Annotated in this window: 29 protein-coding genes and 1 pseudogene; 16 read left to right on the forward strand and 14 right to left on the reverse strand. The window is 62.9% G+C overall.

Going from position 1 to position 25,701, the window contains the following annotated elements; genetic code table 11:
• Positions 1-17 precede the first annotated feature (17 nt).
• Positions 18-662, forward strand: coding sequence for a class I SAM-dependent methyltransferase (locus tag MPE_RS20205; protein WP_011828787.1), 645 nt, complete (start codon positions 18-20; stop codon positions 660-662).
• Here the strand turns inward: MPE_RS20205 and MPE_RS20210 are convergent.
• Positions 659-1,687, reverse strand: a complete 1,029-nt coding sequence (locus MPE_RS20210) for a hypothetical protein (protein ID WP_148210901.1) — start codon at positions 1,685-1,687, stop codon at positions 659-661. The genes MPE_RS20205 and MPE_RS20210 overlap by 4 nt on opposite strands.
• Here MPE_RS20210 and MPE_RS20215 point away from each other — a divergent pair.
• Entirely contained in the window at positions 1,671-4,427 is a 2,757-nt protein-coding gene (locus MPE_RS20215; protein WP_237706375.1) for a DNA phosphorothioation-associated putative methyltransferase, read from the forward strand. The genes MPE_RS20210 and MPE_RS20215 overlap by 17 nt on opposite strands.
• A 36-nt stretch (positions 4,428-4,463) precedes the next feature.
• On the opposite strand, the gene MPE_RS20220 is transcribed toward MPE_RS20215, so the two are convergent.
• The 6 genes from MPE_RS20220 to MPE_RS23530 all read right to left on the reverse strand — a co-directional run bounded on the left by MPE_RS20220 (position 4,464) and on the right by MPE_RS23530 (position 10,336).
• A complete protein-coding gene (locus MPE_RS20220) occupies positions 4,464-4,973 on the reverse strand; it encodes a hypothetical protein (protein ID WP_041929561.1) in 510 nt (169 codons plus the stop codon).
• Positions 4,974-5,056: 83 nt separating this feature from the next.
• Positions 5,057-6,249 (reverse strand): IS3-like element ISMpe1 family transposase gene (locus MPE_RS20225; protein WP_085984391.1). Its coding sequence is split into 2 segments (ribosomal slippage): positions 5,057-5,994 and positions 5,994-6,249, totalling 1,194 coding nucleotides; the frame shifts between segments, so codons are not numbered across the junction.
• 127 nt (positions 6,250-6,376) lie between these two features.
• The gene (locus MPE_RS20235; RefSeq protein ID WP_011828790.1) at positions 6,377-7,255 is read right to left on the reverse strand and encodes a plasmid partitioning protein RepB C-terminal domain-containing protein; all 879 of its coding nucleotides are present in this window, start codon (positions 7,253-7,255) and stop codon (positions 6,377-6,379) included.
• Positions 7,252-8,151, reverse strand: coding sequence for a ParB/RepB/Spo0J family partition protein (locus tag MPE_RS20240; protein WP_011828791.1), 900 nt, complete (start codon positions 8,149-8,151; stop codon positions 7,252-7,254). Before MPE_RS20240 ends, MPE_RS20235 begins: the two co-directional genes overlap by 4 nt.
• Positions 8,148-9,713, reverse strand: coding sequence for a recombinase family protein (locus MPE_RS20245; RefSeq protein ID WP_011828792.1), 1,566 nt, complete (start codon positions 9,711-9,713; stop codon positions 8,148-8,150). Before MPE_RS20245 ends, MPE_RS20240 begins: the two co-directional genes overlap by 4 nt.
• A gap of 197 nt (positions 9,714-9,910) precedes the next feature.
• On the reverse strand, positions 9,911-10,336 hold the full coding sequence (locus MPE_RS23530) for a hypothetical protein (RefSeq protein ID WP_011828793.1): 426 nt from the start codon (positions 10,334-10,336) through the stop codon (positions 9,911-9,913).
• Between the two features lie 70 nt (positions 10,337-10,406).
• Between MPE_RS23530 and MPE_RS20250 the strand changes: the two genes are divergently transcribed.
• On the forward strand, positions 10,407-11,333 hold the full coding sequence (locus MPE_RS20250) for an HNH endonuclease (RefSeq protein WP_011828794.1): 927 nt from the start codon (positions 10,407-10,409) through the stop codon (positions 11,331-11,333).
• Between the two features lie 110 nt (positions 11,334-11,443).
• Here the strand turns inward: MPE_RS20250 and MPE_RS20255 are convergent, their stop codons facing one another.
• From MPE_RS20255 to MPE_RS20265, 3 genes are all read right to left on the reverse strand, one after another.
• Positions 11,444-11,635, reverse strand: coding sequence for a hypothetical protein (locus MPE_RS20255; RefSeq protein WP_041929562.1), 192 nt, complete (start codon positions 11,633-11,635; stop codon positions 11,444-11,446).
• Positions 11,636-11,686: 51 nt separating this feature from the next.
• Entirely contained in the window at positions 11,687-11,977 is a 291-nt protein-coding gene (locus MPE_RS20260) for a hypothetical protein (protein ID WP_011828796.1), read from the reverse strand.
• A gap of 629 nt (positions 11,978-12,606) precedes the next feature.
• Positions 12,607-13,506, reverse strand: coding sequence for a replicative DNA helicase (locus MPE_RS20265; RefSeq protein ID WP_011828798.1), 900 nt, complete (start codon positions 13,504-13,506; stop codon positions 12,607-12,609).
• Positions 13,507-13,729: 223 nt separating this feature from the next.
• On the opposite strand from MPE_RS20265, the gene MPE_RS23540 reads away from it, so the two are divergent.
• Complete coding sequence (locus MPE_RS23540) at positions 13,730-13,963, forward strand: helix-turn-helix domain-containing protein (RefSeq protein WP_011828799.1); 234 nt, start codon at positions 13,730-13,732, stop codon at positions 13,961-13,963.
• Positions 13,964-14,138: 175 nt separating this feature from the next.
• The gene (locus MPE_RS20270; RefSeq protein ID WP_011828800.1) at positions 14,139-14,702 is read left to right on the forward strand and encodes a deoxycytidylate deaminase; all 564 of its coding nucleotides are present in this window, start codon (positions 14,139-14,141) and stop codon (positions 14,700-14,702) included.
• Here MPE_RS20270 and MPE_RS23545 read toward each other — a convergent pair.
• From MPE_RS23545 to MPE_RS23555, 4 genes are all read right to left on the reverse strand, one after another.
• Positions 14,647-15,888, reverse strand: coding sequence for a site-specific integrase (locus MPE_RS23545; RefSeq protein WP_148210903.1), 1,242 nt, complete (start codon positions 15,886-15,888; stop codon positions 14,647-14,649). The genes MPE_RS20270 and MPE_RS23545 overlap by 56 nt on opposite strands.
• A 73-nt stretch (positions 15,889-15,961) precedes the next feature.
• Entirely contained in the window at positions 15,962-16,600 is a 639-nt protein-coding gene (locus MPE_RS23550; RefSeq protein WP_011828802.1) for a hypothetical protein, read from the reverse strand.
• Between the two features lies 1 nt (position 16,601).
• Positions 16,602-18,761, reverse strand: a complete 2,160-nt coding sequence (locus MPE_RS20280) for a hypothetical protein (RefSeq protein ID WP_011828803.1) — start codon at positions 18,759-18,761, stop codon at positions 16,602-16,604.
• A 43-nt stretch (positions 18,762-18,804) separates the two neighbouring features.
• On the reverse strand, positions 18,805-20,694 hold the full coding sequence (locus MPE_RS23555) for a hypothetical protein (protein WP_011828804.1): 1,890 nt from the start codon (positions 20,692-20,694) through the stop codon (positions 18,805-18,807).
• A gap of 67 nt (positions 20,695-20,761) precedes the next feature.
• On the opposite strand from MPE_RS23555, the pseudogene MPE_RS20295 reads away from it, so the two are divergent.
• The 11 genes and pseudogenes from MPE_RS20295 to MPE_RS20345 form a co-directional block, all read left to right on the forward strand.
• Positions 20,762-20,989 (forward strand): annotated as a pseudogene (locus tag MPE_RS20295) (dCTP deaminase); the annotation flags it as partial.
• Between the two features lie 12 nt (positions 20,990-21,001).
• Positions 21,002-21,466 carry a hypothetical protein gene (locus MPE_RS20300; protein WP_011831566.1) on the forward strand — a complete coding sequence of 155 codons (465 nt, stop codon included), beginning with the start codon at positions 21,002-21,004 and terminating at the stop codon, positions 21,464-21,466.
• A 6-nt stretch (positions 21,467-21,472) separates the two neighbouring features.
• The gene (locus MPE_RS20305; RefSeq protein ID WP_011831567.1) at positions 21,473-21,700 is read left to right on the forward strand and encodes a hypothetical protein; all 228 of its coding nucleotides are present in this window, start codon (positions 21,473-21,475) and stop codon (positions 21,698-21,700) included.
• A gap of 7 nt (positions 21,701-21,707) precedes the next feature.
• Complete coding sequence (locus MPE_RS20310; protein ID WP_011831568.1) at positions 21,708-22,064, forward strand: hypothetical protein; 357 nt, start codon at positions 21,708-21,710, stop codon at positions 22,062-22,064.
• Positions 22,057-22,494, forward strand: coding sequence for a hypothetical protein (locus tag MPE_RS20315; protein WP_011831569.1), 438 nt, complete (start codon positions 22,057-22,059; stop codon positions 22,492-22,494). The genes MPE_RS20310 and MPE_RS20315 overlap by 8 nt, the downstream gene beginning before the upstream one ends.
• Before the next feature lie 6 nt (positions 22,495-22,500).
• Positions 22,501-22,830 (forward strand): hypothetical protein, encoded by a 330-nt coding sequence (locus MPE_RS20320; RefSeq protein WP_011831570.1) that lies wholly within the window; start codon positions 22,501-22,503, stop codon positions 22,828-22,830.
• A gap of 372 nt (positions 22,831-23,202) precedes the next feature.
• Complete coding sequence (locus tag MPE_RS20325; RefSeq protein ID WP_041930370.1) at positions 23,203-23,469, forward strand: hypothetical protein; 267 nt, start codon at positions 23,203-23,205, stop codon at positions 23,467-23,469.
• A complete protein-coding gene (locus tag MPE_RS20330; RefSeq protein WP_011831572.1) occupies positions 23,469-23,861 on the forward strand; it encodes a hypothetical protein in 393 nt (130 codons plus the stop codon). Before MPE_RS20325 ends, MPE_RS20330 begins: the two co-directional genes overlap by 1 nt.
• Positions 23,858-24,178: a hypothetical protein gene (locus tag MPE_RS20335; protein ID WP_011831573.1), complete on the forward strand. Its 321-nt coding sequence runs from the start codon at positions 23,858-23,860 to the stop codon at positions 24,176-24,178. Before MPE_RS20330 ends, MPE_RS20335 begins: the two co-directional genes overlap by 4 nt.
• Positions 24,179-24,210: 32 nt before the next feature.
• On the forward strand, positions 24,211-24,831 hold the full coding sequence (locus MPE_RS22990; RefSeq protein ID WP_158304638.1) for a DUF3850 domain-containing protein: 621 nt from the start codon (positions 24,211-24,213) through the stop codon (positions 24,829-24,831).
• 4 nt (positions 24,832-24,835) lie between these two features.
• Positions 24,836-25,699: a transposase gene (locus MPE_RS20345; protein ID WP_011831575.1), complete on the forward strand. Its 864-nt coding sequence runs from the start codon at positions 24,836-24,838 to the stop codon at positions 25,697-25,699.
• Positions 25,700-25,701 lie beyond the last annotated feature (2 nt).

Raw genomic sequence — 25,701 nt, forward strand, 5'->3', positions numbered from 1 at the left:
TGTCGAAAGGGTCGGGCATGAACAATCTCGAGCAGTCCATCGAACGAAAAGGCGTGCCGGTAGTGGCAGCGACAGACGCCTTCTACCGGGAGAACGCGCAGTCGTACTTCGACCGGACCTTCGGTCTTTCCATGGTCCATCTCTATCGCCCGTTCTTGGAGGCGGTCGGCGAGCATGGCCGGATCTTGGACGTTGGATCCGGTTCAGGCCGTGACGTCAAAGCCTTTCGGGCATTGGGTTACGACGCCTTCGGTATCGAGGCGTCGCCGGAACTTGCCACCCTAGCGTCGCGCCACGTAGGGCCGTACTTCACGGTCGCGCGCGCGGAGTCCTTCGAGACGAACGAGCGGTTCGATGCAATCTGGGCATGCGCTTCGCTTTTGCATTTGCGTCGTTCAGAGCTTTACGGAACCATCAGAAGCTTGCGAGATCTGCTCAGACCCGGTGGAGTCTTCTTCGCAACAGTCCAAGTCGGCGTCGGCGACCAAGTGCAATCGGACGGGCGCCGATACACGTACTACAGCGCTGCAGAGTTCGAGGATGCGATCACGGAAAGCGGTCTTCAGGTGCTCCGGTCCTGGGAAAGCAAGGATGTGATGCGGCCGGACGGTCCGCTATGGATCAACGTCCTCGCTCGCCGTGGAGCTGAACCGTCCCGCTAAGCTGTTGGCTGGGCAACTGAAGGTTTCGCCAGCTCGGCAAGAAGCTCATCGGCTCCTGCCCGGACGAGTCTCTGAATGCTGTTTGGAAACGCGGCTGCTTCCCTGACTTTGAGGGGAGCTCCGATTGCGACCTTCGCCTCGTCTTGAGGCTCTTGCGCCCCTGCATGGAGTTCCTTTAGGACCTCAAAGTGCGCCAGGTACTTTCCGAAGGAAGCCAAGAGCTCGGCGTGGTGCGGCATCACCAAGCCAGCCTTCTCCCCTATTAGCTTTGAGATGCTGCTGCCGATGTCGACAATCCTGTCGAAGTAGCCATCGACACCGAGGCCGCGGCCGTAGACGATGCTCCAGTCCATGATCGTTCGGAACTTGCGCCAGGCTCCTGTGGTCTCGTCGTAGATCTCAAAGAATCGGCCATCTGGATCGACCTCCTTCAGCTGATCGGCTTCGCCGGAAAGCGTCAAGTCCCGGAAGCGGTTTGGGTCCTGACTGATGAGAGCTTCATTCATCCGACGGTAGACCTCATTGGACCCGTCGAACAGCGCGCGCAGAGGTCCATACAGCTCCATGAACTGCCGCACTCGCCAATCGAACAGCGTTTGCCGGACTTCGTGGTTCGCCTTCTTGTCGGCCAGGTTCTCATCCAGGATCGCACGCTTGGCGGCCTGCTGATCCTGATGCTCGAGCAGGCGTGCTTGCATGAAGTACCCGATGCCACCTGTGATCAGTCCGCCGATCAAGACGGAGATCAGCGTGGTCAAAGGTGTCGTCCACCACGCTGACGGCAGCTTTCCTTCGATCCGGGCGACCGCTGATTCAAGGCCAGTCAGCGACTTCGTTAACGCAGCTTCATCTGGTTGCGATCCCTTGCCGTGGCCTGTCGCTGCGGGCGCTGGTGGAGGACTGACCTGGGTCGTTATCACTGGCGCCACCGCCGCGGAGTCAACGGCTTTCGGTGGGGGCGTCTGCTGCGCGCTGGCCAGCGTTGTCACGGTGGCCAAGGCAAACGCGATGAGCCATGTCTTCATGTTCCCTCCGGAGCGCGTTGATCGCGAATTGTGCCGCCATCGGAAGGCAGCCACCGCTCGTGCGGCCGACGTGAAGAAGGGCGCTAACATGATGCTGCCGTGCTGGAATGTTGCGCACGGGCAGACCGCCTGGAGCGACGCAGCGGTCGAGTTAAGCGGTGCACTTGGAGAGGCCTCGATGCGCAACGGCGCGGGGAAGCGGGTCGGCGACGACCTCTACGTCCATCTCGAGTTCGTTGACGATCTCGCGGATTCGTCGCAACGCGCGATCATTCGGAATGCGCTTCAGCGGCTCGACGATGGAGGGCGAGCGTTGGCCAACGTCGCGAAGATCAACACCCGCTCACAGCGCGTTTCACTTCTCGCCTACCCGGAGTTCGATGACGAGCCGTTTCCAGCCCTTGCTTTGAGCTGGTCCCCAGGGAGGAGCGGCAACAGCGAGCCAGTGCTACGGTCCTATGTCGAATCGCTGAACCCACCGATCCTGCACAGGAAGGAGCTGCTGGTGTCGGATCGGCATCCTGCGCGGGAACGTTGGTGCGCGATGACCTCACAGGCCGAAGCGCTCGGCTTGTTCGACGATCCGCTGTCAATCGGCTTCCGAATGAACTGGGAGCGACACATTGCGGCAAAGGGATATCAGCTGCTCGGTGGCCAGCTCGCGCCGTTGGGCAACGCCATCGACGATGTTGATGGGCGGGCGAACCGGGTAGGGCAATGTGTTCAGCGTCACCTGACCGCGCTCGGGCGGTCGGCGCTCTCGGCACCGGTCCAGACTTTGCTGCGGTTGGGTTTGCTAAGCCGCGAGATGTCATTCTTCGACTATGGCTGCGGACGAGGCGACGACCTGTCAACGCTCAGTGGCGAAGGTTTCGCTGCCCAAGGCTGGGATCCTCACTACGCGCCGAACAGGCCGCTCTCCACTGCCGAAGTGGTCAACGTCGGCTTCGTGATCAACGTCATCGAAGATCCCGCGGAGCGCGTCGACGTGCTCCACCGCGCTTTCTCCCTCGCCCAGCGCGTGATGTCCGTGGCAGTGATGCTGTACGGACCGGAGAACGCTGGAAAGCCATTCGGCGATGGCTTCATGACGTCGAGGGGCACGTTCCAGAAGTACTTTCAGCAGGCGGAACTGAAAGACTACCTCGAGCAGGCGCTGCACCAGGAGGCAATCCTTGTTGGGCCAGGCATGGCATTGGTCTTCAAGGACAAGGATTGGGAGCAGCGATACCTCGCCGGCCGATACAGACGGCGCGACGTGACGGAGCGCCTGCTTGCTGTCCGGCCGAGGCCGCCCAAGCCAGTCAGGGAGCAACCTGTCCGTGAGATCGCCGCGCCACGGACGCCTGAACCGCCACATCCACTGCTCACGGAGCTGTGGCGTGCAACCCTTGACCTGGGCCGATACCCAGAAGAGGCTGAGATTGACAGGCTGCCGGAACTCATCGACGTCTTCGGCAGCTTGGGCCGAGCCATCAGGAAGATGGTCCGCAGCTTCGATGGGGCTATGCTGGCGAAGGCGCAGGCGGCGCGCGCCGACGACTTGCTGCTCTACTTCGCGATCCAGCAGTTCAGCAAGCGCCCTCGGTATCGTCAGCTGGAGGTCCGCCTACAGCGAGACGTCAAGGCGTTCTTTGGTGACTATGCGAGTGCCCAGGCGGCCGGTATGGAACTGCTCACTCGTGCGGCTGATGGAGATGCGCTGCTCACGGCTTGCCGAGAAGCGGTGACTAGCGGGCTCGGCTGGCTGGACGCCGACAAGCTGCAGCTTCATGTCTCGCTGGTCGAGCGGCTCCCGATTGTCTTGCGCGCCTTCGTTTCGTGCGGCCTCCTGGTCTACGGTGACCTGGGCAAAGTGGATCTCGTCAAGGTGCACTGCGGCTCAGGGAAACTGACGCTGATGCAGTTCGAAAACTTCGATGCACAGCCACTGCCGCTGATGACCAGGCGCATCAAGGTGAACGTACGCCGCGCCGACTACGACCTCTTCGTGTACGGGGCCGAATACCCCAAGCCGCCTCTCTATCTCAAGGGTCGCTACATGCACGAAGAAATGGCGCACTACGAAGAGCAGGAAGCCTTCGATCGGGCACTGGAGGAAGCTGGTGTCCTGGGCAGCGCCGAACATGGACCGACCTATGAGCAGCTGGAGAAGAGCTTGGCAAGGCGCAGGCTGGAGGTCAAAGGCTTTTCCCTTCGCCGCAGCACGACCATCCCATCGCTCGACGAAGCGTGTGGCGCGACGCTTTCCTACCGCAGCTTCATCGAGTGCGGCGAAACCCAGGCGCGGCTGCGGCTGCCCAACACCCCGCTGAATCCGGAGAGCTATAACGCCTTGTACGACTTGGCCGTGAAGCTGCTCGATCCGATCGTGGAGTACTTCGGCGCGATCCGCTTGACCTATGGCTTCTGTTCCCCTGGTCTGGGCGCGCACATCAAGAGGCGGGTGGCACCCGACTTGGACCAGCATGCGGCACATGAACTGAACCGGCGCGGCCAGCCGCTTTGCGAGCGCGGTGGCGCCGCATGCGACTTCATCGTCGACGATGAGAACATGGAGGAGGTCGCCGATTGGATTGTCGAGAACCTCCCTTTCGATCGGCTCTACTACTACGGGAAGGACAGGCCGATCCACCTCAGCTATTCGCCTACCGAGTTGGGAGAGGCGATCGAGTTGCGGGCTGGACCTTCCGGCCGCCTGGTGCCCCGGCGCTACAAGTCGGCAGGAACTCCCAAGTGAGCTGTTCGAGACGACCTGCCGCCGGACGAAAAGCCACTAACCCCCGAGCTGTTCGAAGACGTAGAAGCTGATCGAGTCTGGCGCAATCTTCACCCGCAGCGCTTCCCTGCCACGTCGCCGCGCCTTCTCCTTCGCAGCTGCAAAGGACTCAGCAGAATCGGCGACCCCCATGCGGGCGGCATCGACACTGGCTCCCTCATCCAGGGCGTAGGCGCAGTCAACGACCAGCAGATCTGCTTGCTCACCGACTTGTGCGAGGCCGAGTGGGTTCGCGCAACTTCTGCCAAAGAAGTCGTTCAGCCGAACGTCGACATCGACGTGGTTACGAAGTGCCGCGCACAGTTGCTCGTGCTGCTCGCGCTCGCGCTCGCAGTACGGCGCACCAAGATCGTCCCTTGCAACGCAGACCAACTTCCCGGCTGTGCGCGCTGAATTGATCTTGCTGCGTGCCTCGGTCTGGGAAAGGTGACGCTTCTTGACGGTACCGATCGGGAAGTTCGACAGATCAACGTCCCAGAACGAGAGATAGGTGATCGGATCATCCATGGCGTTTTGTGCCTCATGGCACGCGGGCGACCTCGACATTATGGTGACCTTGCCCCTGAATCCCGTAGCTCTTAGCATCCTTGTTACGCGGCCTTGTTGAGCTGTGCCGCGACCCAGCGCTCTTCATACTGCCTGGGGCTGAGGTAGCCCAGCGAGGAATGTAGCCGGCGGTGGTTGTAGAAGGCCATCCAGTCGATGACCTCGTCCATAGCCTGCCTCCTGGTGGCGAACTTACGCCCATGCAGTCTGCCGACCTTCAGGCGCCCCCACAGGCTCTCGGTCGGCGCGTTGTCCCAGCAGTCGCCCTTGCGGCTCATCGACGAGCGCATCCCGTACCCGGTCAGCGCCTTCTGGAACTCGTCGCTGCAGTATTGGCTGCCGCGGTCCGTGTGCACGATCAGCCCCGGCGGTGGCCGACGCCGGAACCACGCCATGCGCAGCGCGTCCGTCACCAGGCTGGCGCGCATGTGGGGCTGCATGCTCCAGCCCACGATCATCCGACTGTGCAAGTCGATGAAGGCCGCCAGGTACAGCCAGCCTTCGTCGGTAGCGATGTAGGTGATGTCGCTCGTCCACTTCGCGTTGGGGCCGTCGGCCGCGAAGTCCCGCTGAAGCAGGTCTGGCGCGATCGGCAGGTTGTGCTTGCTGTCGGTGGTGACGACGAACTTGCGGCGGCCCCGAGCCTTGATGCCGTGCTGCTGCATCAGGCGTCGAACCCGTTCCTTGCCGACGCGGTGGCCCCGGGCGCACAGCTCCTTAGTCATCCGCGGCCATCCGTACTCCTGACGGACCTCGGCGTGAATGGCACGCACGTGCGCCAGCAAGGCCTCGTCGCTCAGACGCCCCGAGCCCGGCCGGCTCGGCTGGCGTCGATACTGGCGGCGTTGGTGCTCGAAGTACCCGCTGACGCTCACGCCCAGCACCTCGCAGCTCAGGCTCACCGGCCAGCTCTCCTTCATCGTCCGGATCCAGGCGTACTTTGCAGAACATCCTGCGCAAAGTACGCCGCCGCTTTTTTTGCGATGTCGCGCTCCATCTTCACGCGCGCCAGTTCCGCCCTCAGCCTGGCCAGCTCCATCTGCTCTGGCGTCACCGGCCGGTCGCCAGCGCCACCAAGCTGCCCCTGCTCACTGGAGCGCACCCAGTTGCTCAGGCTGGCCTTGGGAATGCCCAGCACCTTCGCCGTCATCCCCACCGACTGGCCTGCCCTGACCAGCCTGACGGCCTCCAGCTTGAACTCCTGCGTGTACTTCCCACGCACTTGCTTGTCATTCATCTCGTAGCTCCTGTCTCTGATTCCATCATCAGCCAAGAACTACGTTTTTCGGGGGCAAGGTCATGGAGTCCACGCCACGCGCGCGGCTGGCGCACTGCGGCTCGAACAGACCGCGCTTTCCTCTGGCCTACTCCAGCGCTGTGGCTTCCACGATCGCCGCAAACTGCTCCAACATCTCCGGCTGCTGCTGCTTCAGGTACTTCGCCACCTTCGCGTTCTCAAGAAGCTTGGCGAGGTAGCCCCTGGCCAAGACAAGGTTTAACACGTCCTGCCCGTACGACTGCTCGACCAACCGATACTGGCCCTGCAGGTTCGCCATCTCGCGCTCCATGCGCGCCATCTGCTCGGGCGTCACGCCGCTCACTTTCCGTGGCCGCATTCCGTCCACCAAGGCCGACGCTGAAGTCGCGACAAGCAGCGCCTCGGCATAGGCCACAGTGAGGTTGTTCGCGGAAATCATCAACTCCGCGCACTCCACCTGGCGCGTCGGCTTCATCTTGCGGATCACCCGGCCCAGCTCAGCCGAGAACTGCCGGTCCTTGAAGAGCTCGACAGCCTCCGGGCAGATCCCGTCCAGGAGGTTCACCTTCTTGGCGATATGGCTCACGTCCACACTGAGCGCGCTGGCCAACCGTTCGGGTGAGACACCCCGATCGATCGCGCGTCGGATCATGTAGTGCTCCTGGATCGTCGACAGGCGGTTGATCCGGTTGTTGTAGGTGTAAGCCTCGTCGTCGGTGGCGACCAAGCAGGGTGCGTCCTCCTGCCCCAGGTCGCGCAGCACCACCAGCCGCACGTGCCCGTCTAGTAGAAGGTGCTGGCCCGTGCCGGCGTCCATCGCCGCAACGGAGAGCGGCTCAATCAGCCCGATCTCCTGGATTGACGCCCGGATCTGCCTGAACTTCCGCGACGTCGCCAGACCAGCCGGCACCTTGCGCGAAGGCAGGATCCGATCCAACGGCACCACCAGCGGCGCCGGCACAAAACCCAAGGCAACACCAGTCATGCCCGCCGCCCGTCGGTCCACACCCGCTCGGCGAGGTACTTCGGCAGGGTGTCCAGCCCCTCGGCCCGGAGCAAGTTGACGAAGTTCTCGTCCTGAAAGAGTTGCTGCAACGCACTCACCGCGAAGAGCAGTCGTTGCTGTGCGAACGTCGCCTTTCGCACCATAGCCTTCTGTCGCTCGACCTCCTTCTGATAGGTGCGTACCAGGCTCGAGGTCGTCACGTCTGCGGCCTTGCGCGGCATGCACTTGCCGACCGATCGCCCGAGGACGGCACGCCGCTCAAGCACACGCCGAGCGTCGATCAGTCTGCGCCCCCGTAGCGTGCCCGCCTCGTAGGCGTCCTGCAGTGCGGTCTGCACGGCTTTGTTGTCGTCGCCTGCGCCGACGATGGATAGAGCCGCATTCAGTGGCAGGTCACCCTTCTCGACGGCGACCAGCAGTCGCTGCTCACCTCGCTGGATCAACGTGAGGATGCCTTGGACATAGCTCAGCGTTAGCCCGGTTTTGGTGGCGATCTGCTTCGGCGTGTACCCCCGATCTCGGAGCTGCTGGATGCCGGCGAGCAACTCCAGCGGCCGCCACTGCCGCCGCGCGATGTTTTCAGTCAAGCTCATGATGAACGCGTCTTCGTCGCCGACGACAACGACCAGCGCAGGAATCGTCGCCTCGCCCAGCGCCTTGAAGGCCTTCATGCGCCCCTCGCCGCACACGAGCAGGTAGCGTTCGTCGCCATTAGGCCCACGCCGCGGTGTCACGACGATCGGCTTCTTCAACCCGATGGTCTTGATGTTGCCGACGATCTCCCCAAAGGCCCGGCTGTTGCGCTCGCGCGGGTTGAGCACCTCGATGCGATCGATCGGGATCTGTCGAAGCTCCTGCTGGCGATCTGCGCTCACGCCGCCACCCGCAGCCGCGCCCGGGCGGCCATTCCATAGAGGTAGTCGAGCGTCTCGAAGCGATAACTCTCGAGCTCAGCGGTGTTCTGCTCGGCAAGGCTGATGCGCGACGGGCCGAAGTCAACCCGCGGGAGGAGGTAGAAGTCCCGCACTGCCTGGTTGCCGTCATCGAGCCGGGCCGCCACGGAGATGTCCGGCGCGAGGCTGGTGTCGAGTCGAATCTTCCAACGGTTGTGGCCACTGTCGACGGCGTGGCACCGTGCAAGGACGATGGACACCGTGAACTCGCGGTTCACCCACAGCACGTCGGTGGCCGGGTCTCGCTCGAAGGAGCCGCCGAGGTTGGCGATCTCGCGCTCGATCTGCTGCACCAGGTCAGGGTGCATGCGGCGCAGCTGGCGGTTGATCTCCACGTATCGGTAGTCGCGGTCGGGTGTATAGCCCACCAGCTGATAGGCACGGACGAGGCTGCCGAAGCGGTGCGCATAGACAGCGGCGCAGGGCATGCCTTCGGCCTCGTTGATCACCAGTCCGGACAGGAAGCCGCGGTTGCGATACAGACCGCGCAACCGTTCGATCAGCTCCTCGTCGGTGTAGCGACGCGCCCGTGCCCGGATGATCCCCTGGGCGGTGTAGAACACGTCGGGCGGCACGATGCCGGTGAACGCGCCCTCCCGCCGGATCCACATGTCGGGCGGATTCACCACCCGCACCTTCTTCAGCTTGAACGAGACCCGGTTGTAGATGTTGTGGCCGACGTACTTCTCGTTGGTCAGCACCTCGTGCACCGTTGCCCGGGTCCACTCGCGGCCGAGGTCCGTGCGCAAGCGCATGCCGTTGAGCCGGCCAGCGATCTCCGATTCAACCAGACCGTCGTCAATGAACCAGCGGTAGATCTGGTTGACGATCCGAACCTCTTCTTCGGGGCCGGGCGTCAGGATGACGCGGTCGGTCTGCAGGCTCTTCTGCTCCCCGCGGGAGAGCTCCGTCTTAGCCGCCCCCTGTACATCAACCAGCGTGCGGCGCAGGCCGTACCCGGCTGGCCCGCCCTGACGAAAACCCAGCTCGATCAGTCGGCACTGGCCAGCAAACACTTTTGCCGAGAGCTCGCGGCTGTACTCGCCAGCCATCGCCCGCTTGACACCCTTGACGATCGTCGACACCGGCGAGCCGTCGTTCTCGAACTGTTCGGCGCAGTAGGCGACTTGGATACCAGCACGCCGGCAGATGTACTCGTAGTACGCGCTCTCGTCGGCGTCCTGGAAGCGTCCCCAGCGGCTGACGTCGTAGACGAGGATGATCTGGAAGTCGGCGCGCTTGTTCTCCACGTCATGAATCAGGCGCTGCAGCGCTTGGCGTCCGTCGATGCGCAGCCCGCTCTTACCCTCGTCTGCGTAGGTCGCAACGATCTCGATGCCGCGCCGCGCGGCGTACTCGCGGATCTTGTCGCCCTGGTTCTCGGTGGAGTACTGCTGGTGCTCGGTCGACATGCGCACGTACTCGGCCGCGCGCATGCGGATGGGCACCTCCTGCCCTTCGGTTCGTGGGACGTCCGATTGCATGTACGGCCTCCACCAGGTCAACGGGCCAACGGGCCTCACCGGCAAGGCACCGGTGGCGCAGGCGACGCCGTCGGTCGATGCGGGCCTGATGGAAAGGTCGTGCGTCGGCGCTCGGCGGTCGTGTTCGCCCTGCCAAGGTAGCAGCGAAGCTATGGCGCGTCGATCGAGTAGGCTGTTTGCAATCAGCTGCGAAGACGCTAAGTGCCTGACAGCAAAGTTATTTTGACGATCCACGCGTCCATCTTTGCAATCTCGCCCTTTTCGGCCGGAGTGAGGTGGTAAGTGCCTGAGGCCAAAGGAGAAACCTGCGGGATCGCGTCCATCTTTGCAATCAAACCTGGTTGACGCATGGCGTTGCGAACCTGTTGTTGACGGCGGTTGCGCTCGACGTAACCGGGGTGCTCGGCCCGGTACTGCTGCCAGTAGTCGGTGTGGCTCTCGCGCCAGCGACGCTGGCACTGGAGTTGGTTGGCGCGGTAGTCCCCGTCGGCGTGGCGTTTCTCCCGTTGCCAAAGCTTGCGGCGCTCTCGCTGGCACTCGGGTCGGCTGCAGTAGTTCTGTGTCGGCACGCGTGCTGATGTCTGGAAGGCGTCTGCGCACGCGAGGCATCTCTTGAGTCCCATGGAATCCTCCCTGCGCGAAGGGCGTGATAGCCCGGTGGCAGCGGCAGGGCGCCGCCGCTAAGCTGGCGCGATGGACTCGGACGAACGTCAGTCGCTGATGCGCATCGCTGCGTTCGGCCAAGTCCGACGTCTACTCGAGACTCACGACCAACTGACGGCCACCGACCTGGGCGCCGGGTTCACCTTCGAGGGCGAGCGTGTGCCGCTCGTGAACCCGCAACGCGGCATCTTCAAGCCGCAGCAGATGCAGCACCTGCTGTCGATCAAGACGGTGTTCCCAAAAGCTGGCGCCAAGGTCTGGTACGACGACCAGAGGCACGTCCACCGCCAGATCTACGAGGGTGAAGAGACGATCGACTACGCGTTCATGGGCACCGACCCCGACGTGGCCGAGAACCGCTGGCTGCGCGAGGCGATGGAGCAGCAGGTGCCAATCATCTACTTCCTCGGTGTGTCACCCGGGCGCTACCAGCCGGTCGTGCCGGCGTTCATCGTGGGTTGGGACGCGCAGGCATCCAAGGCGAAGGTGGCGTTCGGTGACCCGTTGTCCCTGGCTGCCAAGCCCCCGGGGGACCGTGCTGAACGTCGGTACGCGCTGCGCATGGTGCAGCAGCGCTTGCATCAGGCCTCGTTCCGCGACGCGGTTATCACCGCCTATCGTGGGCGGTGTGCGCTGTCAGGCTTGCCAGAGCCGCTGTTGCTGGATGCGGCTCACATCGTGGCTGACATGGACGAGCGGCTTGGGCAGCCGATCGTCCCGAATGGCATTCCGCTCTCGAAGATCCATCATGCGGCCTTCGACGCGCACCTTATTGGGGTCGACCCGGATTATCGCGTGCATGTTTCGGAGCGGCTACTTGGGCAGAACGACGGTCCCATGCTCGAGGCTTTGAAGCGACTTCACCGCGGCGAGCTGCACTTGCCTTCCCGATCCCAGGACCGACCTGATCGCGAACGCTTGGCACGTCGGTTTGAGCTTTTCAAGGCAGCGGCATAGCGCGCAGCGAAGCGAGTCGACGTGCAAGCTACTGTTTTCCTCTTTGGGGTTGGCCTGTGCTAGAGATCTCGCCCCGATGCCGCGCGCAGCGCGGGCGCGTATGGCGCAGGCTAGCTTGGCAGGCCGCCGCTCTTCTCGGTGGGCACCAGCTTGGCGTCGGACAGCACCTTGCCCTTGGGCAGATGCTCGGCCGCGTCCGCCTTGATCGCCGCAAGTTGACGAGCGGTCAGCGGCTCGTCATCGGGCTCGTAGCACGAGGGCCGCATCTTCTCGCCTGATCCAGCCAGTAGCGCGGCCAGCAACTTGCTCTCGTGCTCAAACTGCTGCGCCGGTGTGCTCGAAGCGAGGTCAGCCTAGCCGCGCTCGACGGCGACGCGCATCTGCTCGGCGAGCTCTTCGGGCGTGCCGGCAAGGCTGAGGTCGCGAGCGTCGAAGACGCTAGCGCTTGGCTGCTTGTGCTTTGTGCGGCCCACCTTGGCCTTAGCTGCGGCGATTCGTGACCGCGCTTCTTCTTCGGTGAAGCGCGGATTCCACCGAATGAACTCCGCGACCGTCATGCCCGCCAGGTCCTGCTCGAAAGCGACCTCGTACGCGACCGACGCAGGCGTGCCACCGGTGCCGGGCTGCTTGTTCTTCCTGTTCATGGTTTATCCGTCAAAGTCTAAGTGGACGGTGATGCAGAACGCGCGAGCGTACTGATCCAGGCCGCCGCCTTTGTAGCGCCGGCGAGGCGGCCGCCAGCGCTGGATCGAAGGCGCCAACGCGCGCGCGATAGTCCTCTTCCATCAGGCGCTCGAAGTTAGGACTGCCAAACTCGCGCCTGACTGGCTGCATCTGATCCCAAAGGCGGTCCTCGAGCGAGCCGAGCGCCACGCGTCGAAGGATGGTCCGACAGATCGCGGCCTTTCGCTTGCGCAGCGATGTCAACCAACGCGCCCCTCGCGGTCGCTCCTGCTTTCGAGGTACTCGATGAGCCGGTCGAGCTGGTGCCGGAAGAAGTAGAGCACCATCATGAGAATGGCGAAGGCGACCAGCGCCAGGTAGTGCGTAGATCGGGAGTGTTAGCCACCCCAGCCTGACAAGCCAGTCCACGAGCCATGGCTCCAGGTCGTCGGAGACGAAGACTTGCAAGCCACTCAGCAGCCGCTCGTACGCAGGCGTTCGCACAAACCGCTTCAGACAGTCCAGCAGGGCGCGTCGTTGAATGGCAATGTAGGCGTCGACGTTCGTCGTCACGATTGAAGACGGTGGATTCAGGCTACGACCACATCGGTCATCCACGACTCGAGCCGTAAGGCGCGGCGAGGCTTTCAAACGTTGTCAGGGGCCCCACGAACATCAGCCGTACCGTTCCAGTCGGTCCGTTGCGCTGCTTACCAACGATGATTTCGGTCAGTCCTGTGCACATGCTGGCCGCCCGTGTGTAGTCGTCGCGGTATAGAAGGACGATGACGTCGGCGTCGCATTCAATGGCTCCTGAGTCGCGCAAGTCTGCCAAAGTAGGGCGTTTGTCGGAGCGCGACGCGGGAGATCTTCCTAGTTGCGACAACGCGACCACGGGACAACCGAGTTCTCGAGCAAGTCGCTTCAAGCCCCTCGAGATCTCTCCGACTTGGCCAGCCCGTGTCTCGATGTTGGAAGTGAGTCCTCCGGCCATGAGTTGCATGTAGTCAACGACAACTAGGCCGAGCCGCCCCATTGCGTCTGCGCGTTTGTTCGCCCGTGCGATCAATTCGTTGACTGACAGCGACGGCGTGTCATCGATGACAAGGGGGGCGTCGGACAGCAGATTGAAGGCTTCGATTGCATGACTCCAGTCGTCATCGCTAAGCTGTGCCATTCTCACTCGTTGCAGATCGACTCGACTGATCGAGCTGACGAGTCGGTCCATGACATGGCGGCCGTCCATTTCCATTGAGAAGATGAGGACTGGGGTCCCCTGCTGGATGGCTACGTGGGTGGCAACGTTCAGTGCAAGCGCGCTCTTCCCGATCGACGGACGACCGGCGATCACGATGAGATCTCCCCGGTGCATACCCGTCGTGAGTTGGTCGAGTTCGCGGAACCCGGTTGGCAAGCCAGATGGATCTTGCGTCTGTCCGCGATCGTGCCGATCCGACAGCCGATCGATGAGGTCGGTCAAGAGCTCCCGTGCGGAGGCATCGAGCGACATCGGTACACCTTGTGTGTCACCGCCGCCCGTTGACCGCTTGCAGCTGTGAACAGTCACATCGCATGCGCGCGACCGTGAGTTGAGTCTGTCCTGAGCCATGGCTCCCATGCCGTCGGCCATTCCCCGTGCTACCGAGCCAGCGCACGGTCTCGAGGTCTCGCAGACCTAGATGCTACTCTAAGTCTGTAGACGCATAGTCATCGCACACGCAACCTTCCAGCCCATGTCACGGGGGAAGGTTGCACATGAATCCGCGCGCGCCCGTTTGGCGCGCCATCTACGCGGCGAGCGTGCGTTGCGTGGCCTGTCCCAGGAGGCGCTTGCTGACCTTGCCCTTCTGCACCGAACCTATGTGGGCTCGATTGAGCGCTGCGAGCGCAACGTGTCGCTTGACAACGTCGAACGACTCGCGCGGGCGTTGAATGTCGACATCGCAGATTTGCTTGCTGCCGACTGACGGAGACTAGGTGAGTCGACCCAAACGGAAGGGCGCGCCGCGTGTCGACAACGAGTACGATGTCCGACGAACCGGGCGAGCGCGCGCTCGTGGGCTCGGGTGCGCCTGCAGCTAGACTCTTACGGCGCGCCAGCGCGTAGCTGCGCCGAAGTCCTCGGTCAACACGCACGTTCACATGCACAACACCCCGCTGATTGACTGGCACTCGATGTTCATGGGCGTCGCCATGCTCGCGGCTGCTCGGTCCAAGGACGCGAGGAAGCGGAACGGAGCCTGCATCGCGAGCGCCGACAACAAGATTCTTGGCGTCGGCTATAACGGGCTGCCCCGCGGGTGCGACGATGACGACCCTTCGTACTGGGCGGACGTCGACGACGATCCCGTTCAGTCTCGACATAGCTACATCGTCCATGCTGAAGTGAACGCAATACTCAACTGCGTGGTTCTTCCGCTGACGGGAAGTACGATCTACACGACGCAGTTCCCCTGCCCGAGGTGCGTACAGTCGATCATTCAGGTGGGTATCAAGCGGGTAGTCTTCTTGGACAAGAAGACTCATCAAGTCGCACTCAACAGTGCCTCGGACAAGATGCTCGTAGACGCAGGCATCGAAGTCTTGTCCTTGGAAGAACTGGAGTCGACAGCAAGCCGATGGTGCGAGAAGCTCGACGAGTTTGTTCGAACTACAGGGCAGGAGATGCCTGTCGCGACTGCTCCTCTGCCTCCGAGCGGGATTTAGCTTCATACGCCGTGCGCAAGCGTTCATTCTCCGCGCGGAGATCTGCAATTGCTCGCGCTTGCTCTGCAAGTTGCGCCTCTGCCTTGCGCAGGCGTGCCTCGTCCCGAGATGAAATCTGACAGCCGAGTCGGTCTTGGGCGACAAGCACGTAGGGCTCAAGAGATCTGGGATTGCGGTGCCCTACTTTGATTGCAACCGCTGCAGCTACAGAAGCGGCAGAAGTATCAAGACCAAGCGCGAGCCGTTCCATCAGTTCTAGAAGAATCTGTACATTGACGAAGCGGATTCGCAACGCGTGGAATGACGTTCCCTTCTGAGCACCAATGGAACGCATGAGCTTGGAGAAGATCGTCGTGATTGACCTGTCCTCCAACGGGGTGCAATCGCGTGCCGACAGGAATAGCCCTTGCGGCGGCCGCGTCACTTGCTTGCCTACCAAGAGCTGTGATCGAGGGCCGTCGATGAAGTCACAGATGCGAAGCAAGATCGACGTCGGCAGTTCATAGGTAATGCCGCGATTGAACTTCTGCCGTATAGGGCGGATCAAGACGGTCGCACCAGTATTCGGTCCAATCAGCGAGCGCTTGAACTGATCCACTTGGAAAGAGTTGATCGAACCTCGTCGCAGCCCTGTTTCCAGACCGATGTCAAGTAGCAGGGCGTTTCGCTGCCTTACGTAGACAGACTGCTCGGACGTCATGATCGCGTCCAACACGTCGTCGCGGTCTTGATCGCTCAAGAGGTGCTTTCGGAGACCACGGTCACCTGCAGTCGTCACGCGAAAGAGCGCGGGGTACGTCCGAGTCGAACGACGATTGCCAGACGAGCCTACGCCAATCCCGCAATCAATCTGCGTGCCATTTGGACCGACAGCGTGGTCTGCGATCCGCTTGGTCTTGCGAAGCCAAAGAAACCAGCCGTACACGCAAAGCAGCTTCTGGTTCACAGTGCCGCGAGCGATGCGCTCGTCCCCTTTCGACGCGGGGTTGGCAAGAACGAGCTTCAGCTCAGCGTCTCGAAACTGCTTGAGCGTGGTGTCGCTGGCAGAGACTGGATCAATGCCTACTGATGCGCAGTGTGCCCAGAAGCTCACAACGTTCAGCACCTGCCCATGCACTGTGCTGAGAGCCAGCTGGCAGTAGTCAAGCTGGTGGAACGCGAAGTCAGTGACATCGTCGACCAGCATGCCTCGGTGGGTGTCGTAGACAAGGATGGCATTCAAGTCCTGCCGCAACCGAACTTGCAATTGGTTCCTCACGTCAGCCTCTTGCCCGGGGTGGACGTGGCGGCGAAGCGCCTGTGGTACCCGGCTTGACGAGTCTTGCCAGCTTTTCGCGCAGTTGCTGGATCTGTTTCTCCTTGCGCTGGAGTGCATCGGCCGACGCGTTGCTGAGCGAATCCAGTTGAACGCGCAACCGGCGAACTTCGTCCTGCAGCGTCTGATTCTCGCGAAGCGCGATCACCAGCCTCGCTTCCGCCGCGCTCTGAAGCTTCTGCACAAGCAGGGTCTGTTTCTTGACGGCGGAGATCTTTTCCCCAACTTGCTGGGTCCTCCGCGATCGCTCGGTCCTCAGCAAGCGAACGGCTGCTAGGAGTGCCGTGGCACGCGCTGTGGAGCTCGCACTGGCCCGCAGTGTCTGCGATGCGTTTCTACCGAATTGAGGTAGTCCCGGCAACGCCTGCGTGAGGTGACCGGTCTGCCAAGCGCAGAACTGGCGCAACGAACTCGGCAGTTCGCCAATCAGGACTTCGGCTGTTGCATCACCGGCCCGGGTTTTGATTGACTCGATCACACCAGCCAGCGCGTCAAGCTTGGCCTGCAGATTCCGCGCGGCCTCGGCTTGGGTGAGGAACGCTACTGCAGGCTTGGGACCAGAGGATCTCTTCTGCCGGCTCACGCTAGCTGCTCCCGGGGCGCGCTTGTGCGTCAGCGACCGCTTGCTCGAGTTCCGTGATCTCTGCCGTCATCTGCTTCCACAGCTTGCCACCGACCGGCAGCTCAGACAGGCGACGGCGCAGGTTGGCAATCCCGAGCGTCATGGCTTGCGCGTGGATCGGCGAGCGTGCGTGGAATGGACACTTCGAGCAGGTCTTGGGGGATGCGTTCTCGCGCCTTGGCCTGCCTGACCCACGTGAGCACTTGGCCGTCGCGCTGCGTGCGTCAGACGCGCAGCAATCGCCGTGGCGAAACGGAACCACCTTGTGGCCCTTACGCAGGAGAGCTTCCGTGAGGAGGTCAGTCGCCGCGCGAAGGTCAACGTCGTCGTACGTCATTCTTGAGGCGATGCGTGCGTGGAGGCGGTTGACGAAGACTGTGAATCCACCATAGAGGCTGTCGGTGCCGCGCACGATGGAGTTGACAATAGCTGCCAGTCGTTCGCGAGCTGCATCGGCAACAGTCGCTTCCAGGTCAGCAATGACCTCGGCAGGCGGCAAGCGTAAGCGACCAAAGCCTTCCAGTTGGTCTAGGGTGTTTCCGCGCATCGGATCGGACAGGTAGATGTTTGTGACGTCCAGACGGCCGTGATGGTCATATTGCTGTGAAAGCGCCAGGAGTGACGGGCTCGAGTAGCGGTTGATCATGATCAAGCCGTAGGCGCGACGGCCCATGTGCGATGCGTAAGCCAGTCGCTCGGCGGACGCTCCAAAGGCTCTCCGAAGCAGGCGGCGCGCACTGCGTGACCTGCTGAACTGAAACGTTCGGCTGGTCAAGGGATGCTTCGCGCGCACGGTCGGCACACGAAACAGCGACCGTCCAGTGCTCGGTCCGTGTCCTTGGTTGAGCCGGCGTTCGACGTCAGAAGCGGAGTGCAGCACCCGAACAGCAGCCACCGTCGCGTCGTTCACGAAGAAGTCACGGTAGTCCTTGGTGAACTTCTCGAGATAGAAGCTGCAGACGTAGAGGTCCAATGTCACATCGAATGGCCGCAACGAATCGTCCTTGAGTCCAATTACGGGATGTTGGATCTCGTCTTTGCGGCGAGCGTTGAAGAAGGCAACGGTGACAAAACACGCAGACATCAGGCAATCGATGGCTTCACTGAGCGTGCACTCGGTCGGGTTCTGGGCGACTCGACAGCGAATGTTGCGGATCCGCATGCCCGATAGCTCTTGAAAGCGCGCCGCGTCAGCCGACTGTGCCAAAACCTTGGCGACAAGGTCGGCACGAGCGCCAGAGTCTTTTGGGGGACTTCGACTGAGTTCGTCTGCAATCGTGTTCAACAGAGCGACCAGGGGTTCCGCCAGGGTATAGATCCAGGCGAAGCACTCCTTTAGAAGAGTCCCAACATGTTCCGGGCGCATGTTGCGCGTGCGCCCATTGGGAAGTCCAAGCTTGTTGGAAAGTACGAACGGATCAGGGAAGGGTACGAATGTAAGGCCCCGTCCCTCGGGAAGGTCTGACGCAAGATTCACAACGTCAAAGATCGCAAACAGCGTGCTGCTCTTGAGCTGATGGCCCCCTATGTCCCGAGTGCTCGGCTGGTCAAGCCGTAGGACTTTCCGAATTGCCCGTCGCACAGCTGCGGTCTCTGGCCCGGAGCAGTTCGTTCCCAAGTGACGCTTGACGCGATCGGTTATGCAGATGCCGTCGCGGATCTTAGGCTGCGATGTCATGCTCTGGATCGCACGCACGCCGAGCTGCTTCGCAAGGCCCAAGGTCCTCTCTTGGAGACGGAGGGCCTCGGACCAGCCGCCTGCAACTAGTTTGGTCAACAGAATCCTGATTGTCTCCTTGTCGCATTCGGAGGGAGCGTAGATTCCCTCGACATACAGGAATTCAATGAACTTGACGATGGTCCTGATTTGACCTGCGACGTCTGTCGCCTTACTCTTCGACTTCTTGCGGCGCCGGCAGATCAAAGTCACTGCATCTAAGACGAACGCTGAAAGGCGGGGGTTCTGGGCGATAGGCTCCACCTTGGAGAACGGAGTTGCCGGTAGCCACATCTTGTTGAGATCGACTTTGATGGGCTTGTCTGGTTGAAACTCGTCCGGCAGCAAGATGACGCCATCGACGTAGTCGAAGAGCTTGGACGAGGCTGCTACACGAGTCGTCATCGTTTGAGTGTGAGTCTTGCTGGACACACTTCGCGCGGCGCATCTAGCTCAGTGGCGGGAATGCTGGTGGATCGACAGGCCCTTCGGCCAGTGCCAGGTACCTTCGATAAGGTCCCTGCGCGACAATTTCTCGAAGGCCGAATGTGAACAGCATCGTAGGAAGGTGGTGCTTCTCGAATGCTTCGGCGTTCTCATCGAGGAGCGCCTTCCAGTGACGACTGTAGAACCGGTGCGTGCACGTGAGGTCCCTGAGTGCATCGGTGTCGATGACGATTCTTCTGTTGGGGCACCCGGCGCCAAGGTGGCATTCGTGTGCTTCGCAAAGCCCGTCGACGAGCATATCGAGCCTCGGTGGTGTTGCAGGGTCAGCGCACGAACTTCCATCGCCCACCGGTGAGAAAAGCCTGCCCGTCGGGCATGGTTGACCTTCGATGGCGAACTGCACAGAGCGTTCTAGCTCGCGCTGGTAGGCCAAATTTATTGACGAGTTAATGGCCCGAAGGATGGGTTGGTCCAGGTAACGCGCCGTTGTGGTTGACGTAGCATGTCCGGCCTTCCGTTGCGTCGCCTCGATACTCGCGCTCTCGAGATCAAAGGCATTGATCGCTTGAACTCGAACCTGGTCCAGTGAGAACTGAGGCAAGTCATGTCGAGAGATGAATCCCGACAGGACGTAGTGCCAGTTGGCATAGGGACGGACTACGCCGCGCCTAGCTACGTGCGTGTTGAAGAAGAGGCGGTCCTCACCGCTCGCGACCCAACCGAGCGCTTTGACTTCGCCAAGATTCTCTTTGAGTGTGCGCAAGGCCCGCAGGACTTCGTGATCTCGAGGTGATACGACCAGATCGGGAGCAGTTTGATTCGTTCGTCCCTTCAGTGAAGTCACGATGAACCCATTGCCGTTAGGAACTATTCCCTTCGTGGTGAGGGCTACGACAGTCGTGAAGTTCCATCGTGACGCGCATTGAAGAATGAGCGCGCAGGCAAGCATTTCCGTCTGAGTCAGGACCGTTGGGGTCAGGAGTCGATATGCTTTGTTGCGATCGATCTTCACGCCGTAGTCACGGGCCAGGGCGCACATCGCTTCGCCGCCATACACGGTTGGAAGTATTGGTACACGTGCCTCTCGCCGCCACTTTTCGATGACCTGGGCGTATGCGGTCAAGACCGTTTGGGGGCTAGCCACGCGCACTATCTCAGGCACGAACTTATGCCGCAGGTGCGCGTTGGACTCAATGAACAACTTGAGTTGCTCGAGCTCGCTTCCGTGGCACTCGCTCCGCGCAAGGTCTGCGATCGTCAACTGCAGAGTGGCGAATGCGTCAAGATCCTTGACTGCTCCCTCGACGACTCTGGCGAGATCGGTGTCGAGCGTCTGCCGTATTTGGGCCTTGAGGTCAGCTAATGACTCGTGGGGCAGTGCACCCACAGGGTAGCGATGAACAGTGTTCGCGCCGTCCGGTAGTTCGCTGAACAACTTTCGATTCTGAGGCGCGACGCGATCGAACCGGCTGACGAAGTGGCGGCTCAGTCGTTCTGGGTCGATGTTTGGCGGAAAGAGCTTGTGCTCTAGCAGCCAGCGCCTAGTCTCATTTGAACGACTGAACTTCTGAGCTTCTGGCCAGCTGGTCTCGGCAATAGAGTCCTCGAGCGCGGCCAGAGCTCGAGCAATGTCTGTGAGTCCTACTCGACCGACAGGTATCGACGCAGCCGCGAGCCACTCGGCGTTCTCCGCCGCTGCGGAAAGCGCCAGCCAAACGGAGTCCGCCACGCTGGTGTGTTCAGGTGTCGACTCGGCGCGTCTGGCACGCGCACTGAGCACTTCAGCAACCCATCCAGGAGCGCCCAACTGCGTGTCGAGCTTGCGGAACAGCTTACGGCCGGTGTATATCGCACCGTAGCGGTTCAGACGGACTGCGATGCTGATGTCCATTACCGTACGCGTGAAGACTAGACACTGCCGGGAAGTAGCTCGGCAAAGCTACGTTGCGCACCGTCTCTATACTACATTAGGGATCATCGTGAACGTGACCCCATTCGAGCCCGAGTGGGAAGGCTACGTGACGCTGGAGTTCAGCAACACCACGCCGCTGCCGGCCAAGATCTACGCCGGTGAGGGCTGCGCCCAAGTGCTGTTCTTCGAGGCGAGCGAGCCGTGCGAGGTGAGCTACCGCGACCGTGGCGGCAAGTACCAGGGTCAGCACGGCGTCACCCTGCCTCGCGCTTGATGGGGCGGCCTGATGAAGATCGCGTCCGCCGTCGAGTCGTTCTGCCAGCAGGTCAACCGAGCCTCGGCGCCGCGCCGGCGCCTGTGCACGATGATCGCCCTCGCCGCGATCGCCGCTGGGCTTGGCGTGCTCCTGCTGGTCGATGCCGGCTGGCTGCAGCACCTGGCCATCACCTCCGCCGCCGCCGTTGCGTCGTTCGCGCTGGCGCTGCGCCCGTGGTCCGTTTCCTGGTCTCGCCTGCGCCGCGGCGTCGTGGCCAGTGACTCGCTGCTGCAGCATCTGGCGCGCTCGAGCCGGCTTCCGGACGAGGCCAAGGCTGCCATCGCCGGGCGGGTTCAGGAGCGAGGCTTCGTGACCATCGGCTTCCTGGCGGACCTGGACGCTCAGCTACGCCGCGCGGGCCGTGCGGCTCGCCCCGGCCGCCGGGAGATCCTGCGCTTCGCATCCAAGGGCGCCGGCGCCACGGCGGCTGCCTGATCCTGCATGTCCCGCCTGACCGTCATCATCTGGGACAACGCAGGCGTGCGCCGCACCGAGCCGGCCGCCGACCGCAAGGAGGCGCTCGCCAAGGCCGCGGCCGCCCGCAACCTCTCGAACCGCACCGTCAAGCTGGCGGACTCCGGCGGTTCCACAGACCACTGGTCTCGCTCGACGCATCTGGCACGCAACCACTGGTGCTGCCGTGCTGTCGCAGACGAGTATTTCCTCTAGGACAAGCATGATTCTCGAAGCCTTCTGGTTCGGCGCCTTCACCGTGTTGGCTGCCTCCTGCGCGTACCTCTCCGAAGTGGCGAAGTCGGCCATCGACTTCGATCTGCAGTGGGCATGGCTGTGCGCGCTGGTGTGTTGTGGCGCCGGGGCGCTCTATGTCTCGTGGCCCGCCGTGGGTGCGCCGCTGCTGGTGTTCGTCAGCTCGTTGCTGCCCCAGCGCGGCACCTGGGTCCATGACTTCACGGCCTGCTTCGTTCTCACGATGATCTGGGTGGCGTATCTCGGCCTGGTCTTCGCCGCCGGCGCCTGCGCCACGCCTCGGCTGTTTCGCCTGGCCCTGCGCAGATCGAACGCGCATGCTTGAAACCACGGCGTCCCGTTACCGCTACGCGCTGGAGCGGTCGTTGCGGAACTTCCCGGCCGACAAACTGCCGCCGGCTGGCCAGGTCGCCGCGCGCTTCATGCTGAAGGCGATCACCTACGCCGGCACGCGCTACTACAACAGCGCCTCGCGCCAGCATGCGCAGCAGACGGACCTGGAACGGCTCGTCCTGGAAGATCTCACGCGCCGCGTGGCCGGCGACGGCGCCCGCTATCTGCTCGAGATGAGCTTCGACTGCCTGGACCCGGACGACGCCGAGCTCGATGCGCTTCCCGTGAAGGCACAGCTGCCGCGCCGCGCGGCCGCGATTGCCGACTTGATCCAGGCCAAGACGCTCTGGATGCCGATCGACGCGGCGCGCCGGTGCGCACCTCCGCTGCTGAGCGACCTTGACGACTACTGCCCCTACTGAGCCTCCATGCCCGACGACCTCACCCCGACCGAGCGCGAGGCGATCGCCAACGCCGATGCGCACCTGACGAACGCCGGCCTGCCGGGCTACTCCGACCTGGTCGCGCTGCTCGGCTCCATCCGCGCGCCGCGCTGGCGCCATGTGCGCCGCGGCAGCGAGTACGCCGAGATCGGCCGCTTCGAGGTGCAGTGCGCCAGCCCGATCGCCGAGGGCGACACCGTGGTGGCCTACCGGGGCGTCGACGGGAAGGGATGGGCACGTCCCGAGATCGAGTTCCTGGATGGCCGGTTCTCTCCCTTGCGTGGTGCCCCAGGTGGCGCAGATGCGCAGGGGTGACCGGTCGGCGCCGCCGGCGCGCTGGATCTGGGCCGCGGCCGCAGTCTGCGTGGCGCCCGTGACAACCCACTGCCTGACGACCATCTGGCCCCACTTGGTGGCGGCCCTGACCCGGTAGCCGACCCCGCCTCGTCTCCCGCCTGATCAGCCGCGCGTGTCGCGGCTTCTTGTTTTGCGCGAACAGCAGTGGCGCTCATCAGGAATCTTGGGCCCTGTTTCGCCCGAGTTGCCTGGCCATTGCATCGCATTGCCATGGCGATGCCATCGCTTCGCCATCCCACTTGCGTTCCGCAGGTGGATTCCGTGTCTGTTCGGCGCGCATGCTGCGCAGATACACTAGCAATATCAGCACGTGTTATGTATGATTGCGGCATGAGCAAGAAGGCCCGCACCCCCCTCGAGTACAAGACTGCCACGGTCAGCCTGAAGGCACCCGGCCGTGGCGCCCCGAGCTTCACGTTCGACGTGGACTACACGAACCAGCTCGGCCCCGACATCTTCGAGCCGCAGCGCGTGCGTCTGCATGTCGGGGACCAGCGCGTCGACGTCTCGGCCCTGTTGAGCGACGAGTTCTGGGGCGGCGTCGAACTGGCGCTCCCGGACGCGGTGCAGGCCGCCAACGCTGCGGAGGTCGCCTGATGATCTCCCTGTACGGAAGCGAGCGCGCGGTGTTCCTGCGCCGCCGGCGCCTGGCGGTGGAGCGTGCGCTGCGCAGCGGCCGGCCGGTGGCCGATCGTGCTGCAGACATCGCGATGGAGCTTCTGGAGGACCAGCCCGGCCAGGATCGCAGCGACGACCGCGCGGCTGCCGCGGCGGGTCTCGTCCTGGTGCTGACCGAGTCGAGCCCCCAGACCGTCGTCAGCCTCGCGGCTGCCGTGCTCAACCAGATGGAGAAGGGCAACAAGACGGCGCTGGGCGGCGTGTACGGCCGGCTGATGGAGGCCGTGCTGGCGATCCGTCGCCGCGACTTCCACGCCCCCGAACCGGTCAGCCGCCCGGCTCCCTTGCGTGTCGAGGAGGCCTACGCTTGAAGCGCCTGGATCATCTGCTCTGGGTGCTCTCGGAGGAAGGTGGTGAAGTCGGCCACCGCGCAAGCAAGGCGGCTCGATTCGGCCTGGACGAGATCCAGCCCGGACACCAGCTGACGAACGCGCAGCGCCTTCTCGGCGAGTGGTTCGATGCGATCGCCGCGATCGAGATGCTGGTCGAGGACGGCCACCTGACGATGCCTCCCGAAGAGGAGATCCGCGCCGCCGTGGCTGCCAAGAAGGCGCAGGTGGAGCGGTTCCTTCTCTACTCGGCGCAGGTGGGTCGACTGGATCAAGCGGAGGAGGGCTGCGCATGCTGAGCGCTCTCTCGCCGCGCGCGCCGTCGACGCACGTGCTCAAGACCGATCCCGATGCCTTCGACAGCGTCGCGCGCGGCCTCAAGACGGTGGAGATCCGCCGCCGCGACCGCGACTACCGCGTCGGCGACACCTTGCTGCTCCTGCGCACCCGCTTCTCCGCCTCCGAGATGGCTACCGGCCAACCGCTGGACTACTCCGGCGACGCGCTGGCCGTGCTGGTGACCCACATCCAGACCGGCTACGAGCTTCCGGACGCGCTGTGTGTCATGTCGATCCTCCCGGAAGACCAGCTGACCCATGCCGTGCTGCAGTCGGCTCCCATCCCCGATGCGCAGCGCGATCTCTTCATGGCCGTGCGTCGCCCTCGGGCGATCGACGACCTCGACGGCCGGCGGCAGCAGTTGATGGCCGCCGCGTCCGCGCTGCGCCAGATGAGCGCGGACGAGTGCGCTGCGGCGCTGCGCTTTCACGAGACTGCGGCCGACGACGGCTCCTACGACATCCCGGACGCCATGCGCAAGCGCCTTCGGGAGCTGGGCTTGATCCGGCACGCCGGCGGCAGCCGCTACGCGGAAACCGATCTGATGCTCGCGGTGCTCGAGCTGCTCGAGGATCGGCGTGATGCGGCGCTTGTGACGTCTGGACAGGAGTGACGTGATGCGCGACTACTTGCACGGCCCTTCCAGTCAAGTCAACGGTGCGCTCTCCTTCGCCTCTGACGAGGTCGGACCGAAAGCGCGCAGGACGCCCAAGAGAGAGCGCCGAGTGCAGCTTGGGCAGGTGTTTGGACTGCTGACCGCGATCGAGGATCTCGGCGGCGATCGCGCCATGGCCTATCGCTGGAAGTGTCGCTGCGCGTGCGGCGGTGAGACGGCGAGCAGCGAGTATTCCCTCATCTACGGCAATGTTCGCAGCTGCGGCTGTATCGGCTTCGAGAACATGTACAAGCGCCGCCTCGCGGCGGCGCGCGAGCGCTTCGTCGGCAAGACCTGGGGCTGGCTCACCGTGACAGAGATCCTGCCTCCTGCCGGCAACGATCGCAACTTTCGCTTCGTCGCCTCGTGCGCATGCGGCGCTCCCAACTTCAAGATCGGGAACACGGCCAGCCTGCTGTCCGGCTGGGTGAGTACGTGCTGTTCGCCGCGGTTCAGCATGCAGTCCAAGAACACCCTCTTGCTCGACGTCCTGCGCCAGATTCATGAAGGAGCAACGCACTACCCGCGCAACTACCGGGCCGTGAAGCTGCTCACCGAGCGTGGCGCTCTCCACAAGCGCACCGGGGCCGTCACCAACCACGGTCGCAAGTGCTTGGCTACGGGCAAGTTCTCCAGCTTGCCGGTCGCCGCACCTCGGAAGGACTGGACGGACGAGCAGAGACTCGCCATCGTCTTGAGCAGCTACCGAGGTGAGGTTCTCCATGCCGAGTTCGCGGCCAAGGTCGGCATCTCCATCACCACGCTCTACAGGTGGCGCAGCAAGTTCCGCAAGAGCAGCCTTCTCGGCCCCTCTGCGCTGCGTTGATG

Source organism: Methylibium petroleiphilum PM1 (assembly GCF_000015725.1).
In the GTDB taxonomy this organism is placed as follows: Bacteria; Pseudomonadota; Gammaproteobacteria; order Burkholderiales; family Burkholderiaceae_C; genus Methylibium; species Methylibium petroleiphilum.